Here is a 14,296-nt window from a genome sequence, read left to right as displayed (position 1 = left end):
TGGCGATTGAGCCAGTCAGAGTGATATGAGTAACACCATATCGGCTGTCGTTCTTTAACAATCTGGAAGAAGTAAGTAATTTGGATAGCGGAAGCGTCTTGAGATGGACGTGGAAACTATCCGGGTTGTGATTGTATCGATGTATCTCAAGATGATTCGAACTCTATGTTTGACTCAATTGGAATACGGCACAACGCGAGAACTCAACCTGTAGCGACTGTCGCAAGACAGACTCGTTATAGGGTCAAGCGAACAAGTGCATGTGGTGGATGCCTTGGCGATCACAGGCGATGAAGGACGCGGTAGCCTGCGAAAAGCTACGGGGAGCTGGCAAACGAGCTTTGATCCGTAGATGTCCGAATGGGGAAACCCACTCCTTTTGGAGTATCCATGGCTGAATACATAGGCCATGCGAAGCGAACGCGGTGAACTGAAACATCTAAGTAACCGCAGGAAAAGAAATCAACCGAGATTCCCAAAGTAGTGGCGAGCGAAATGGGATGAGCCTTGTACTCTTTATTTGTATTGTTAGCCGAACGCTCTGGAAAGTGCGGCCATAGCGGGTGATAGCCCCGTAGGCGAAAACAGTATGAAAGAACTAAGTGTACGACAAGTAGGGCGGGACACGTGAAATCCTGTCTGAAGATGGGGGGACCATCCTCCAAGGCTAAATACTCGTGATCGACCGATAGTGAACCAGTACCGTGAGGGAAAGGCGAAAAGAACCCCGGGAGGGGAGTGAAATAGATCCTGAAACCGCATGCATACAAACAGTCGGAGCCTCGTAAGGGGTGACGGCGTACCTTTTGTATAATGGGTCAGCGACTTACGTTCAGTAGCAAGCTTAACCGTATAGGGCAGGCGTAGCGAAAGCGAGTCCGAATAGGGCGTTCAGTTGCTGGGCGTAGACCCGAAACCAAGTGATCTATCCATGGCCAGGATGAAGGTGCGGTAACACGTACTGGAGGTCCGAACCCACTAACGTTGAAAAGTTAGGGGATGAGCTGTGGATAGGGGTGAAAGGCTAAACAAACTTGGAAATAGCTGGTTCTCTCCGAAAACTATTTAGGTAGTGCCTCGTGTCTCACCTTCGGGGGTAGAGCACTGTCATGGTTGGGGGGTCTATTGCAGATTACCCCGCCATAGCAAACTCCGAATACCGAAGAGTGCAATCACGGGAGACAGACATCGGGTGCTAACGTCCGGTGTCAAGAGGGAAACAACCCAGACCGCCAGCTAAGGTCCCCAAATATAGCTAAGTGGGAAACGAAGTGGGAAGGCTAAAACAGTCAGGAGGTTGGCTTAGAAGCAGCCACCCTTTAAAGAAAGCGTAATAGCTCACTGATCGAGTCGTCCTGCGCGGAAGATGTAACGGGGCTAAGCTATATACCGAAGCTGCGGATGCGTGCTATGCACGCATGGTAGGAGAGCGTTCCGTAAGCCTGCGAAGGTGCGTTGAAAAGCGTGCTGGAGGTATCGGAAGTGCGAATGCTGACATGAGTAGCGATAAAGGGGGTGAAAGGCCCCCTCGCCGTAAGCCCAAGGTTTCCTACGCAACGTTCATCGGCGTAGGGTGAGTCGGCCCCTAAGGCGAGGCAGAAATGCGTAGCTGATGGGAAGCAGGTCAATATTCCTGCACCATTGTTAGATGCGATGGGGGGACGGATCGCGGAAGGTTGTCCGGGTGTTGGAAGTCCCGGTCGCTGCATTGGAGAAGGCACTTAGGCAAATCCGGGTGCGTAATTCAAGGGTGTGGCGCGAGCTCCTTAGGGAGCGAAGCAATTGGAAGTGGTTCCAAGAAAAGCCTCTAAGCTTCAGTCTAACGATGACCGTACCGCAAACCGACACAGGTGGGCGAGATGAGTATTCTAAGGCGCTTGAGAGAACTCGGGAGAAGGAACTCGGCAAATTGGTACCGTAACTTCGGGATAAGGTACGCCCTTGTAGCTTGATGCGCCTGCGCGCAGAGGGTGAAGGGGTTGCAATAAACTGGTGGCTGCGACTGTTTAATAAAAACACAGCACTCTGCAAACACGAAAGTGGACGTATAGGGTGTGACGCCTGCCCGGTGCCGGAAGATTAAATGATGGGGTGCAAGCTCTTGATTGAAGTCCCGGTAAACGGCGGCCGTAACTATAACGGTCCTAAGGTAGCGAAATTCCTTGTCGGGTAAGTTCCGACCTGCACGAATGGCGTAACGATGGCCACACTGTCTCCTCCCGAGACTCAGCGAAGTTGAAGTGTTTGTGATGATGCAATCTACCCGCGGCTAGACGGAAAGACCCCATGAACCTTTACTGTAGCTTTGCATTGGACTTTGAACCGATCTGTGTAGGATAGGTGGGAGGCTATGAAACCGGAACGCTAGTTTCGGTGGAGCCGTCCTTGAAATACCACCCTGGTTTGTTTGAGGTTCTAACCTTGGCCCGTGATCCGGGTCGGGGACAGTGCATGGTAGGCAGTTTGACTGGGGCGGTCTCCTCCCAAAGCGTAACGGAGGAGTACGAAGGTACGCTAGGTACGGTCGGAAATCGTGCTGATAGTGCAATGGCATAAGCGTGCTTAACTGCGAGACCGACAAGTCGAGCAGGTGCGAAAGCAGGTCATAGTGATCCGGTGGTTCTGTATGGAAGGGCCATCGCTCAACGGATAAAAGGTACTCTGGGGATAACAGGCTGATACCGCCCAAGAGTTCATATCGACGGCGGTGTTTGGCACCTCGATGTCGGCTCATCTCATCCTGGGGCTGTAGCCGGTCCCAAGGGTATGGCTGTTCGCCATTTAAAGAGGTACGTGAGCTGGGTTTAAAACGTCGTGAGACAGTTTGGTCCCTATCTGCCGTGGGCGTTGGATATTTGAAGGGGGCTGCTCCTAGTACGAGAGGACCGGAGTGGACGAACCTCTGGTGTACCGGTTGTCACGCCAGTGGCATCGCCGGGTAGCTATGTTCGGAAGAGATAACCGCTGAAAGCATCTAAGCGGGAAACTCGCCTTAAGATGAGATATCCCTGGGGACTAGATCCCCTTGAAGGGTCGTTCGAGACCAGGACGTTGATAGGTCAGGTGTGTAAGCGCAGTAATGCGTTCAGCTAACTGATACTAATTGCCCGTAAGGCTTGATCCTATAACAAGTCTGTTTCGCGCTGACAGAGCGCGTCGGACCGGTTGGATTCTCGTGTGTGATACACACAACTCAAAATTACTGCTTCTTCCCAGATTGGTCGCGTTGCGAAGCAACGTGACAACCCTCTTTGCCTGATGACCATAGCGAGTCGGTCCCACCCCTTCCCATCCCGAACAGGACCGTGAAACGACTCTACGCCGATGATAGTGCGGATTCCCGTGTGAAAGTAGGTAATCGTCAGGCTCCCTAAGCCAGAAACCCCCGCCCGAAAGGCGGGGGTTTTTGCATTTGAGCGGCGGAAAAGCGATGACAGCGAGGTGGGGCCCATGGCGCCGGCGGGGCAGGTGAGCTGGCCGGGCAGGATCCTCACGCACGCCGCATCCGTAGGGCCGGTGGGGCAGCTAGATCGGCCACATCACACTTCCTTGATTCACCGTCACGGACGAATATCCCCTGGCAATCCCAATGAAAAAGCTCGTCCCGCTTTTGTATTGCTTCGCCCTGCTGGGATGGGCTGCGCAATCTCACGCTGACTGCGTCCATGCGCCATTTCACGCAAAATTCCAGGACGCAGACGGCGATGTGGGCCCGTTCGCCAATATGAAGTTTTCCCTGATCCGGGTGTCGGATGGCGCCGTGGTCCATCAAGGAACAACCGACGACCAAGGGCGAGCTGACTGGAGCGATGCGTGTCGAGGTGAGCACTACAGAATTCGCCAGGATGGCCTGTTGGGCGAGTAACATCGCCGATCTTCTCCGATATCGGCTCAAATACGTGCTTACTGACGTCAGTGCATGTATGGCTCGGCTGCCGAGCCACGTCGAATCTATGCGCATAAAGTGGTTTCAGCGCCAAGTGTCCGCAGCGCGGCGTGCGGACACTTCAGGGTAATATCGCCACTCGTCCGGCTTCCGCGCGTGGTTGCCGGTGTGTTCCGCCTTCCGCAACTGCATCGTTCATGACTTCCAGCTCTGCTCAGAGTGGTCGGACGACCGACTTCTTGCCGTATCTCGTCGCCGCGACCTTCTTCATGGAATATCTCGACACGACCGTGATCGCGACCGCGCTGCCGCAGATGGCGCAATCCTTCGGCGTCGGGCCGAATGCGCTGAGTCTCGGGATGACGGCCTACATGCTCGCGCTTGCGGTGTTCATCCCGATCAGCGGCTGGATCGCGGACCGATACGGTTCCCGCACGGTGTTCGGCAGCGCGATCGTGATTTTTACCGGCGCATCGATTCTGTGCGGGCTGTCCAACGGCGTGGTGACGTTTACGGCCGCACGCGTGCTGCAGGGCGTCGGCGGGGCGATGATGGTGCCGGTCGGGCGGATGATCGTCGTGCGCAGCACCGAGAAAGCACGGCTGATGCGCGCGATCGCGACGATCACGTGGCCGGGTATCGTTGCGCCGGTCGTCGGGCCGCCGATCGGCGGTTTCATCACGACCTATGCGTCCTGGCGATGGATCTTCCTGTTGAACGTGCCGCTTGGCCTCGCCGCGCTGGTTTGTACGTGCTTGATCGTGCGGAATACGCGTGCGGACGAACAGCGGCCGCTCGATTGGGTCGGGTTCGTGCTGGCAGGCGGTGCGCTGACCTGTCTGCTGCTGGGTACGGAAACGGCCGGTCAGGAGGATGCGCAGTTCACGCGTGCTGCGGTGCTGGTCGGGGTCAGCGTGTTGTTCGGCGTCGCCGCGTGGCTGCACGCGCGGCGTTGCGCGCACCCGCTGCTCGACTTCACGACGCTGAAGGTGCCGACCTTTTCGGTCACGGTGCTCACGGGATCGATTACGCGGGTTGCGATCAATGCGGTGCCTTATCTGCTGCCACTGCTGTTCCAGATTGGTTTCGGGCTGTCGCCGTTCCAGTCCGGCTTGCTGTTGCTCGCGAGCGCGCTCGGCAATCTGGGCATGAAGGCGGGCACGTCGTGGATCCTCGATCGTTTCGGGTTCCGCCGCGTTGCGCTCGTCGACGTGACGATCGTCGGCTTCTTCACGATCGCATGCGGCTGGCTGACCGCATCGACGCCGCTCGCGATCACGCTGCTGGTCGTATTCGTCTACGGGCTGACGCGCTCGATGCAGTTCACGACGTTGGCGACGCTCGCCTATGCCGATGTTCCGTCGCACCAGACGAGCGCTGCGAGCACGCTGTGGAGCGCCGCGCAGCAGATGACGATCGGGATGGGGATCGCATTCGGCGCGCTGGCATTGCGGCTCGCCGCGCTGATGCGCGGCGATGCGGCAGGGATTCACTACGTGCTCGACGATTTTCGCTGGGCATTCGTTGCCGCGGGCGCGCTCGCGCTGCTGACGTTGCCGGGCTATGCGCGGCTCGCGTCCGATGCGGGCGACCGACTTCGGGCGAGTGTCGCGCGAGGGTAGATCGAACGGCTGGTCGGGCGTGAATCGCGACGGGTGCATATGGTCGCGCTCGGTTGCTCAGCTCGCCTGACGGTTCGGTGCGTCACGGGCGCGACGAATCTTCGCGCATGCCTTTCATGAACACACTGCCGTGTTGCCGGCGATGCTCAGCCGCCATGCCGCGCACGCACGACCTCGGGCCTGATGCGCCACCCGCCACCCGCCACCCGCCACCCGCCACCCGCCACCCGCCACCCGCCCTCCCGCCGCCACCCGGCACCCGGCATCCGGCACCTGGCACCCCGCACCTGGCACCCCGCACCTGGCACCTGGCACCTGGCACCTGGCACCTGGCACCTGGCACCTGGCACCTGGCACCCCGCACCCCGCACCCCGCACCCGCACCCGCACCCGCACCCGCACCCGCACCCGCACCCGCACCCGCACCCGCACCCCGCACCCCGCACCCGCACCCGCACCCGCACCCCGCACCCCGCACCCGCACCCGCACCCGCACCCGCACCCGCACCCGCACCCGCGCCACCGCCACCGCCGCCGCCCGCCTCCACCCGACGCCACCGTTCTCGCGTCGCTTGCCGCTACTGAGCATCATGAAAGATGATGCCGACCGTATGGCGGTGCCCGGTCCGGATACGGCTCACGCCGTGACGCAGGTTGACGCGATAGACGCCGCGCGTTCCCTGCACGGGCCTGCCGTGCACGGCGAAGATCACGGCGTCGCCTTGTGTCAGCGGCACCACTTCCGCACGCGACTGCATCCGCGGCCGCTGTTCCGTCAGCACGAACTCGCCACCCGTGAAATCCCGGCCCGGCGCCGACAGGAGAATCGCGACCTGCAGCGGAAAGACATGCTCGCCATACAGATCCTGATGGAGGCAGTTGTAGTCGTCCGGACCGTACTGCAGGATCAGCGGTGTCGGTCGGGGCTGTCCGGCCGCATGGCAGCGCTCGAGGAATGACGCGTGGTCGGCCGGGTAGCGGACGTCGATCCCGAGCGCCTGGTTCCAGCGATTCGCGATCGGCGCGAGATGCGGGTAGATCGCGGTTCGCAACGTGTCGACGACCGCCGGCAGCGGATAAGCGAAATACCGATATTCGCCGCGGCCGAAGCCATGCCGCGCCATGACGACGCGCGAACGGTAAAGCGCATCGCGCGGATAGAGCGACGCCAGCGCCGTGCATTCGTCGGCGCGGAGAAGGCCCGGTACGCGAGCGCACCCATAGCGATCGAGTTCGGTACCGACGGCGGTCCAGTCGACTGCGCTCACGCGTTGCGCGAGGTCGGCAGATTCGATGGCAGGTTGCAGATCGGCGATGTTCACGGGTGTACCTCGTTAGTCAGCGATGGGAATACGGAGTCGTGCGGGCATGTCGTGCGCGCCGGAATATGCGCGGGCGGTCGCAGCAGGATGGTCGGCGAGACGATGTCGGGAAGCGTTGCGAGCACGACCGTGTCCCCGATGAAAGTCGATGAACCCAGTCTAATGTCGCAGGTGCGACGGCGCGCTCCAGATCTTGCGCTTCAATTCGGGAGAGCGGGGGCAGATCGCGGGGCGAGCAGTCGGGCGCAACGGCGATTCAGTGCGACGTCGTTGCGCGACTGACCGGGATAAGTTGAGCGTAGTGTGCGCGACACGGACGGCGAGACGAAGAGACGAAGAGACGAAGAGACGAAGAGACGAAGAGACGAAGAGGCGAAGAGGCGAAGAGGCGAAGAGGCGAAGAGGCGAAGAGGCGGAGGCGGAGGCGGACGCGAAGAGGCGCCGAAGCGCAGAAGGGAGGAAGGGAGGAAGGGAGGAAGGGAGGAAGCGATGAAAGGTGAGGAAGCGATGAAAGGTGAGGTGAGGAGACGAGACGTAGCACCCGAACCAAATCCTCCACGGCGAGCGACCAATTCCTCAGCCGCTCGCCGCCCATCCGCTCAGGCGATCGACCGGAACAGCCAGTAAAGCCCGGCCGCGAGTGCGATCGACGCCGGGAGCGTCAGCACCCACGCGAGCACGAGGCTGCGCACCGTGCTCCACTGCAATCCGGACCCGTTCGCCGCCATCGTGCCCGCGACGCCTGACGACAGCACGTGCGTCGTCGACACGGGCAACCCGTACACGTCGGCCGCGCCGATCGTCAGCATCGCGACGAGTTCGGCCGACGCACCCTGTCCGTACGTCAGATGCTGCTTGCCGATTTTCTCGCCGACGGTCACGACGATCCGCTTCCAGCCGACCATCGTTCCGAGACCCAGCGCGATCGCAACGGCCACTTTCACCCAGGTCGGAATGAACTTGGTCGCGTGATCGAGCTGCTTGCGGTAGTTGTCGATCGCGAGCTTGTCGTCGGCGGCGAACGCGGGCTGACCCGCCTTCTCGATCAGGCGAATCGCTTCGGATACCAGATACATCGTGTTGCGCACGTTGTCGACGTCGCCCTGCGGCACGGCCGCCATCGAGCCCGACGAGCCGACCGAGGCCGCGAGCGACGTGGACAGTTGCTGCACGGCCGGCAGCACGGCAGGCGTCATTTCGCGGTGCTGCACGAAGTGCTCGACGTCGGCGCGCGGATTCGCGGACGGCGCGACGCCGTTCGAATATTTCGCGAAGGTCGCGGCAGCCTGGTTCGCGACGGCGACGAAGGTCTGCGATTCGGCCGTCGTGACCGCCTTGTTCAGCGCATACGCGGTCGGCATCGTGCCGATCAGGATCAGCATGATGAGGCCCATCCCCTTCTGCCCGTCGTTCGACCCGTGCGCGAACGACACGCCGGTACACGTGAGGATCAGCAGGCAGCGGATCCAGAACGGCGGCGGCTGATCCTTCGGCGGCTCCTTGTACAGCTCCGGAATCCGCACGACGGCCTTCAGCACGAGCAGCAGCAGCGACGCGCACAGGAACCCGACGATCGGCGACAACAGCAGCGACTTGCCGACGCCGAGCGCCTGGCCCCAGTCGACGCCGCTCGTGCCCGACGGCCCGTGCATCAACTGGTTCATCAGCCCGACGCCGATGATCGATCCGATCAGCGTATGCGAGCTCGACGACGGCAACCCGAAATACCAGGTCGCCAGGTTCCAGACGATCGCGGCGATCAGCAGCGCGAACACCATCGCGAAACCCGACCCGCTGCCGACCTGCAGGATCAGCTCGACCGGCAGCAGCTGCAGGATGCCGAAGGCGACGGCTCCGCTGGAAACCATCACGCCGAGGAAGTTCCACATGCCGGACCAGATCACCGCGACGTTCGGCGTCAGCGAGTGGGTGTAGATCACGGTCGCGACCGCATTCGCGGTGTCGTGGAAGCCGTTGACGAATTCGAAGCCGAGCGCAATCACCAGCGCGGCGCCGAGCATCAGATACGGGAACAGCGACCCTTCGCGCACGGGCGACAGATCGGCGATAAGGTGGGTGGCGATATAGACGGCGCCGATCACGAGTACCAGCAGAAAGACGGCATAGCCGACCTGTCGGGTACGTTCGGTGGAGCCGGCGTTATTCGCGGCGGACGAAGCAGGCTGATTCATGGCGGCATCTCGTAAGGTAACCGCAGCCGATCCTAGCTTTCGCTACCAGTCAGTTTGATGACAGTCGGGAGGACGAACCATTTTATTACAGGGATGTAAGAAAATGCGCCGTCATTCTCCATATAGTGAGCAGGCGGGCTTACGCATCGGCATCGCGTCGAACGTCGTCCGTGATCGACGTCCAGCCATCTCGCGACGAGGCGAATATCGTGCACGACAGCGGCGCGACGTCGATGCGGGTCGCCGCCTTCGCGTCCATCCGGCGCACGTGCGCGATGGCCGCCCGCACGATCGCCGCATGCGTGATCGCGACGATATCGCGGTTACGTGGCAGTGCGTTCAACCATGCGCCGACGCGGCGTGCGACGTCTTCGAACGATTCACCGCCGTGCGGCGATGCGGCCGGATCGTCGAGCCACGCGCCGAGTTTGTCCGGCAGGTCGCGCGCGAGGTCATGCAGCCGCTTGCCGTGCCAGTGGCCGTAGTCGACATCGCGCAGCGCATCGTCGATGCCCGCGCGCAGCCCGAGCGCGTCGGCGGTCTGCCGCGCGCACCGTGCGGGGCTGCACAGCACGATCGCGTCGGGTGCGCCGGCGAACCGCTCGCGCAGCGCGGCAGCCTCGGCGAGCCCGGGTGCATCGAGCGGATCGTCGGCGGGAAACGCGCCGATGCGCATCGCGCGGGTCGGCGCATGTGCGATCAGGCGCAGCGAGGCAGGTTGGGTCATGTCGATGGCCGGAAAGTTCGGAGCGGCCGCGCCCGTGATGCGCGGGCCTTCAACACGCGAACGTTCGCGCGTACAATTCGCCCGATACGAAGGGCGGAAGCCGGTGCAAGCCCGGCGCGGTCGCGCCACTGTAACTGCGGATCTTCAATCCCGGAAGCCAGACCTGCCTTCGTATTCCATCCAACATTTGTCGGGGCGCGATTCCCCTGAGGTGCATTCATGAGCGAAGCAGTGCTGAAGCCGGTCGTCGTGCCGGCGCCCATTCCCGTCCGCGAGCTGTTGCCGTGGGCCATTTTCGTCGGCCTGATCCTGTTGCTCGCGCTCTATTTCGTCGGTGCGGAACAGGGAGCGACGTCGCTCGTGCCGGGCATGTACGTGCACGAGTTCGTTCACGACGGCCGCCATCTGCTCGGCTTTCCCTGCCACTGACGCGGAGTACACGATGGTCGGAAAGCTGCTCATGCGCGGGATGCTCGCAGGCATCGTCGCGGGCCTCCTCACGTTCGGTTTCGCCAGAATCGTCGGCGAACCGCAAGTCGATCAGGCAATCTCCTTCGGAGAAAAAGTCGACGCCGCCAACGGCGAAGCGCCGGAGCCCGAACTGGTCAGCCGCCACACGCAGGCCGGCGTCGGCCTGCTGACGGGCGTCGTGACCTACGGCGCGGCATTCGGCGGGCTGTTCTCGCTGGTCTTCGCGTTTGCATACGGGCGAGGCAGCCGCCTCCCGGCGCGGCCGCTCGCGGCATGGCTCGCGGCGGCGGCGTTCGTCGCGCTCGTGATCGTGCCGAGCATCAAATACCCGGCCAATCCGCCGGCGGTCGGCGACCACGACACGATCGGCTATCGCACGGGCCTGTTCTTCCTGATGATCGCGATCTCGGTCGCGACGATGGCGTTCTCGGTCAGCGTGCGTCGTCATCTGCTGGCGAAGTTCGGCCCGTGGAACGCATCGATCGTCGCGGGCCTCGCGTTCGTCGCGATCATCGCCGCCGTGCAGATCGGGCTGCCGTCGATCGATGAAGTGCCGGCCGAATTCCCGGCCGCGGTGCTGTGGAAGTTCCGCGTCGCCGCGATCGGCATGCAGGCGATCATGTGGACGACGATCGGCCTGCTGTTCGGCGCATGGGTCGAACGCGGCGAACGCACCATGCGCGCCGCCTGACGCGCATCGCATCGGGGCGCGCCTAGCGCAGCATGCGCGGCGCGCTCCACGTCGATTCGCGCGCCAGTGCGACGAATGCGGCCAGATAGTCGATCGACGCGTCCGCGTCGCGGATGCCGAGGAAGATCTGTTTCGCGATGCCCTTCTTGCCGAGCTTGACCGGCACGACCGGCATCCGGTCCGCGTATTCATCGGCAAGCCATCTCGGCAGCGCGGCCACGCCGCGCCCGCTCGCCACCATCTGCAGCATGATGTCGGTCGTCTCGATCGACTTGTGGCGCCGCGGCACGATGCCGGCCGGCGTCAGGAACTGGTTGTAGATGTCGAGCCGGTCGGTCTCGACCGGGTAGGTGATCAGCACCTCGTCGGTCAGCTGCTCGGGCGTCACGTAGTCGGCGTTCGCGAACCGGTGCGCATCCGCGACCACCAGCACCTGCTCGTAATCGAACACGGGATCGAAGCGCAGCCCCGGCTTGTTCAGCGGGTCGGGCGTCACGAGCACGTCGATGTCATGGCCGAACAGTGCGCCGATGCCGCCGAACTGGAAGCGTTGCTTCACGTCCACGTCGACGTCCGGCCAGCGCGACAGGTACGGCGACACGACCTTCAGCAGCCACTGGTAGCACGGATGGCATTCCATCCCGATGCGCAGCGTGCCGCGCTCGCCCTTTGCATACTGCTTCATCCGCTCCTCGGCGAGCTCGAACTGCGGCAGCAGCCGGTTCGCCAGCTTCAGCAAATATTGCCCGCCCTGCGTCAACCGCAGGCCGCGGCCCTCCCGATCCCAGATCGGCGTGCCGAGCTGCTGCTCGATTTTCCGGACGGTATGGCTGAGCGCCGATTGCGTGAGGTGCAGCGCGTTGGCGGCCGCGGTCAACGAGCCCTGGCGCTCGACTTCACGGATCACGACGAGATGGAATCGTTCCAGCATGGATATCGCTCACTCCACAAACACATGAACAAATTTAATGGATGAATGAAATAATGCCATTTTATTTCATGAGATGAAATCCCTATGATGGCTGCCGGATCTTCAATTTCTCTCTGGACGGCAGCTTCATGGTTACGACACACAATCTCGGTTTTCCGCGCATCGGCGCGCAGCGCGAACTCAAGTTCGGTCTCGAACGCTACTGGAAGGGCGAATCGTCGCGCGACGTGCTGAAGGCACTCGGCGCCGAGCTGCGCGCGCGTCACTGGAACGCCCAGCGCGACCTCGATCTCGCGCCGATCGGCGATTTCTCGTTCTACGACCAGGTGCTCGACATGAGCTTTACGCTCGGCAACCTGCCGAAGCGCGTGCAGGGCTTCCACGGCGACGTGCTCGACAACTATTTCCGCGTCGCGCGCGGCCGTTCGGCGCAAGCGGTGGACGCGCATGCCGCTTGCTGCGGCGGCGTTTCCGCCGGCGAAATGACGAAGTGGTTCGACACGAACTACCACTACATCGTCCCGGAATTCCACGTGGACACGAACTTTTCGCTCGATCCGTCGTGCCTGCTCCAGCAATTGGCCGAAGCGCGGGCGCTGGGCATCGCCGGGAAGCCGGTGATCCTCGGTCCCGTCACGTACCTGTGGCTCGGCAAGGCGAAGGACGATTCGGATCGCCTCGCGTTGCTGCCGAAGCTGCTGCCGGTGTACGGCGCGCTGCTCGACACGCTGACCGCGCAGGGCGTCGAATGGGTGCAGATCGACGAACCGATCCTCGTCACCGAGCTCGACGCCGAATGGCGTCAGGCATTGCGCACCGCGTACGCGGCGCTGGAAACGCGCCGTATCAAGGTGCTGCTCGCCACGTACTTCGGCACGCTTGGGGACAACCTGACGCTCGCGGCGTCGCTGCCGGTCGACGGCCTGCATGTCGACGCGATCAACGCCCGCGACGAAGTCGACGCACTCGTGCGCGAACTGCCGGCTGACCGCGTGCTGTCGGTGGGCGCGATCAACGGCCGCAACATCTGGAAGACGGACCTGAACGCGACGCTCGACTGGCTCGAGCCGCTTGCGAAGCAACTCGGCGAGCGCCTGTGGATCGCGCCGTCGTGCTCGCTGCTGCACGTGCCGGTCGATCTCGCGAGCGAAGAGAAGCTCGACGCGGAGATCCGTTCGTGGCTCGCGTTCGCGCTGCAGAAGCTCGACGAACTAAAGGTGCTCGCGACGGCGCTGAATGAAGGCCGCGACAAGGTGGCCGACGCGCTGGCCGCCAATGCCGCCGCGATCGACTCGCGCCGCCGTTCGCCGCGCGTGAACAACCCGGCGGTGAAGGCCGCGCTCGCGCGCATCGACGCGCAGCTCGGCAACCGCGCGAGCCCCTATACGCAGCGCGCGCCGAAGCAGTCGGCACGCCTGAACCTGCCGGCCTTCCCGACGACGACGATCGGCTCGTTCCCGCAGACCACGGACATCCGCCACGCGCGCAGCCAGTTCAAGTCCGGCGCGCTGGATGAAGCCGGCTACCGCGCGGCGATGCAGGCGGAGATCGAGCGCAGCGTGCGCGAACAGGAATCGCTCGAACTCGACGTGCTCGTGCATGGCGAAGCCGAGCGCAACGACATGGTCGAATACTTCGGTGAGCAGCTCGACGGCTACGCATTCAGCCAGTTCGGCTGGGTGCAATCGTACGGGTCGCGCTGCGTGAAGCCGCCGATCCTGTTCGGCGACATCAGCCGCCCGAAGGCGATGACGGTCGAATGGATCACGTACGCGCAGTCGCTGACGAACAAGCCGATGAAGGGCATGCTGACCGGCCCGGTGACGATCCTGAACTGGTCGTTCGTGCGCGACGACCAGCCGCGCTCGGTGTCGTGCTACCAGCTCGCGCTCGCGATCCGCGACGAAGTGCTCGATCTCGAGAAGGCCGGCGTGCGCGTGATCCAGATCGACGAGGCCGCGCTGCGTGAAGGGCTGCCGTTGCGCCGCGCGCAATGGGGCGAGTACCTGAAGTGGGCGGTCGAGGCGTTCCGCATCACCGCGAACGGTGTGCAGGACGACACGCAGATCCACACGCACATGTGCTATTCGGAGTTCAACGACATCATCGCGTCGATCGCCGACATGGACGCGGACGTGATCACGATCGAGACGTCGCGCTCGGACATGGAACTGCTCGACGCGTTCGACAACTTCAGGTATCCGAACGAGATCGGGCCGGGCGTGTACGACATCCATTCGCCGAACATCCCGACGCAGGATCACATCGTCGGCCTGATGAGGAAGGCGGCCGAGCGGATTCCGGCGGAACGCCTGTGGGTGAACCCGGACTGCGGGCTGAAGACGCGCCAGTGGGCGGAAGTGATTCCGGCACTGACGAACATGGTCGCCGCCGCGAAGACGCTGCGCAACCAGGTGCAATGACGCGCAGGGCGCTGCGCGCGCGCCGTCGCCG

The 14,296-nt window shown here is 62.6% G+C and carries 9 protein-coding genes, 2 rRNA genes and 1 riboswitch; of the genes, 7 read left to right on the top strand and 4 right to left on the bottom strand.

The annotated features are described in order from the left end of the window. The first annotated feature begins 242 nt into the window (after window positions 1-242). The 4 genes from ACP26O_RS20975 (at window position 243) to ACP26O_RS20960 (ending at window position 5,508) form a co-directional block, all read left to right on the top strand. A 23S ribosomal RNA gene (locus tag ACP26O_RS20975) occupies window positions 243-3,124 on the top strand. 130 nt (window positions 3,125-3,254) lie between these two features. After that, window positions 3,255-3,367 (top strand): 5S ribosomal RNA (rrf, locus tag ACP26O_RS20970). Between the two features lie 222 nt (window positions 3,368-3,589). After that, window positions 3,590-3,865, top strand: coding sequence for a hypothetical protein (locus ACP26O_RS20965; RefSeq protein ID WP_175666716.1), 276 nt, complete (start codon window positions 3,590-3,592; stop codon window positions 3,863-3,865). Window positions 3,866-4,083: 218 nt separating this feature from the next. After that, window positions 4,084-5,508, top strand: a complete 1,425-nt coding sequence (locus tag ACP26O_RS20960) for a DHA2 family efflux MFS transporter permease subunit (protein ID WP_175666715.1) — start codon at window positions 4,084-4,086, stop codon at window positions 5,506-5,508. Between the two features lie 578 nt (window positions 5,509-6,086). Here ACP26O_RS20960 and ACP26O_RS20955 read toward each other — a convergent pair. The 3 genes from ACP26O_RS20955 to ACP26O_RS20945 all read right to left on the bottom strand — a co-directional run bounded on the left by ACP26O_RS20955 (window position 6,087) and on the right by ACP26O_RS20945 (window position 9,749). After that, window positions 6,087-6,830, bottom strand: coding sequence for a 2OG-Fe(II) oxygenase (locus ACP26O_RS20955; RefSeq protein WP_175666714.1), 744 nt, complete (start codon window positions 6,828-6,830; stop codon window positions 6,087-6,089). A gap of 599 nt (window positions 6,831-7,429) precedes the next feature. Further along, entirely contained in the window at window positions 7,430-9,022 is a 1,593-nt protein-coding gene (locus ACP26O_RS20950) for an inorganic phosphate transporter (RefSeq protein WP_175666713.1), read from the bottom strand. A 139-nt stretch (window positions 9,023-9,161) separates the two neighbouring features. Beyond that, window positions 9,162-9,749, bottom strand: coding sequence for a histidine phosphatase family protein (locus ACP26O_RS20945; RefSeq protein WP_426356399.1), 588 nt, complete (start codon window positions 9,747-9,749; stop codon window positions 9,162-9,164). Window positions 9,750-9,792: 43 nt separating this feature from the next. Beyond that, a riboswitch (cobalamin riboswitch) is annotated at window positions 9,793-9,934 on the top strand. Window positions 9,935-9,968: 34 nt separating this feature from the next. Here ACP26O_RS20945 and ACP26O_RS20940 point away from each other — a divergent pair. Continuing rightward, entirely contained in the window at window positions 9,969-10,178 is a 210-nt protein-coding gene (locus ACP26O_RS20940; RefSeq protein WP_006752367.1) for a CbtB domain-containing protein, read from the top strand. Between the two features lie 13 nt (window positions 10,179-10,191). After that, window positions 10,192-10,911, top strand: a complete 720-nt coding sequence (locus ACP26O_RS20935) for a CbtA family protein (RefSeq protein ID WP_175666711.1) — start codon at window positions 10,192-10,194, stop codon at window positions 10,909-10,911. Between the two features lie 22 nt (window positions 10,912-10,933). On the opposite strand, the gene ACP26O_RS20930 is transcribed toward ACP26O_RS20935, so the two are convergent. Then, window positions 10,934-11,842 (bottom strand): LysR family transcriptional regulator, encoded by a 909-nt coding sequence (locus ACP26O_RS20930; protein ID WP_011659607.1) that lies wholly within the window; start codon window positions 11,840-11,842, stop codon window positions 10,934-10,936. Between the two features lie 128 nt (window positions 11,843-11,970). Here ACP26O_RS20930 and metE point away from each other — a divergent pair, with 128 nt between their 5' ends. Next, complete coding sequence (gene metE / locus ACP26O_RS20925; protein WP_175666710.1) at window positions 11,971-14,265, top strand: 5-methyltetrahydropteroyltriglutamate--homocysteine S-methyltransferase; 2,295 nt, start codon at window positions 11,971-11,973, stop codon at window positions 14,263-14,265. Window positions 14,266-14,296 lie beyond the last annotated feature (31 nt).

The sequence above is a fragment of the Burkholderia sp. R-40 genome (assembly GCF_049942845.1).
Taxonomy (GTDB): Bacteria; Pseudomonadota; Gammaproteobacteria; order Burkholderiales; family Burkholderiaceae; genus Burkholderia; species Burkholderia ambifaria.
Note: the sequence above shows the minus strand (reverse complement) of the source record. Positions and strands in the feature narration are given on the sequence as shown.

Coding starts and splice junctions, on each gene's coding strand:
- ACP26O_RS20965 (WP_175666716.1), top strand. CDS start 3,590: ATGAAAAAGCTCGTCCCGCTTTTGTATTGCTTCGCCCTGCTGGGATGG.
- ACP26O_RS20960 (WP_175666715.1), top strand. CDS start 4,084: ATGACTTCCAGCTCTGCTCAGAGTGGTCGGACGACCGACTTCTTGCCG.
- ACP26O_RS20950 (WP_175666713.1), bottom strand. CDS start 9,022: ATGAATCAGCCTGCTTCGTCCGCCGCGAATAACGCCGGCTCCACCGAA.
- ACP26O_RS20945 (WP_426356399.1), bottom strand. CDS start 9,749: ATGACCCAACCTGCCTCGCTGCGCCTGATCGCACATGCGCCGACCCGC.
- ACP26O_RS20940 (WP_006752367.1), top strand. CDS start 9,969: ATGAGCGAAGCAGTGCTGAAGCCGGTCGTCGTGCCGGCGCCCATTCCC.
- ACP26O_RS20935 (WP_175666711.1), top strand. CDS start 10,192: ATGGTCGGAAAGCTGCTCATGCGCGGGATGCTCGCAGGCATCGTCGCG.
- ACP26O_RS20930 (WP_011659607.1), bottom strand. CDS start 11,842: ATGCTGGAACGATTCCATCTCGTCGTGATCCGTGAAGTCGAGCGCCAG.
- metE (WP_175666710.1), top strand. CDS start 11,971: ATGGTTACGACACACAATCTCGGTTTTCCGCGCATCGGCGCGCAGCGC.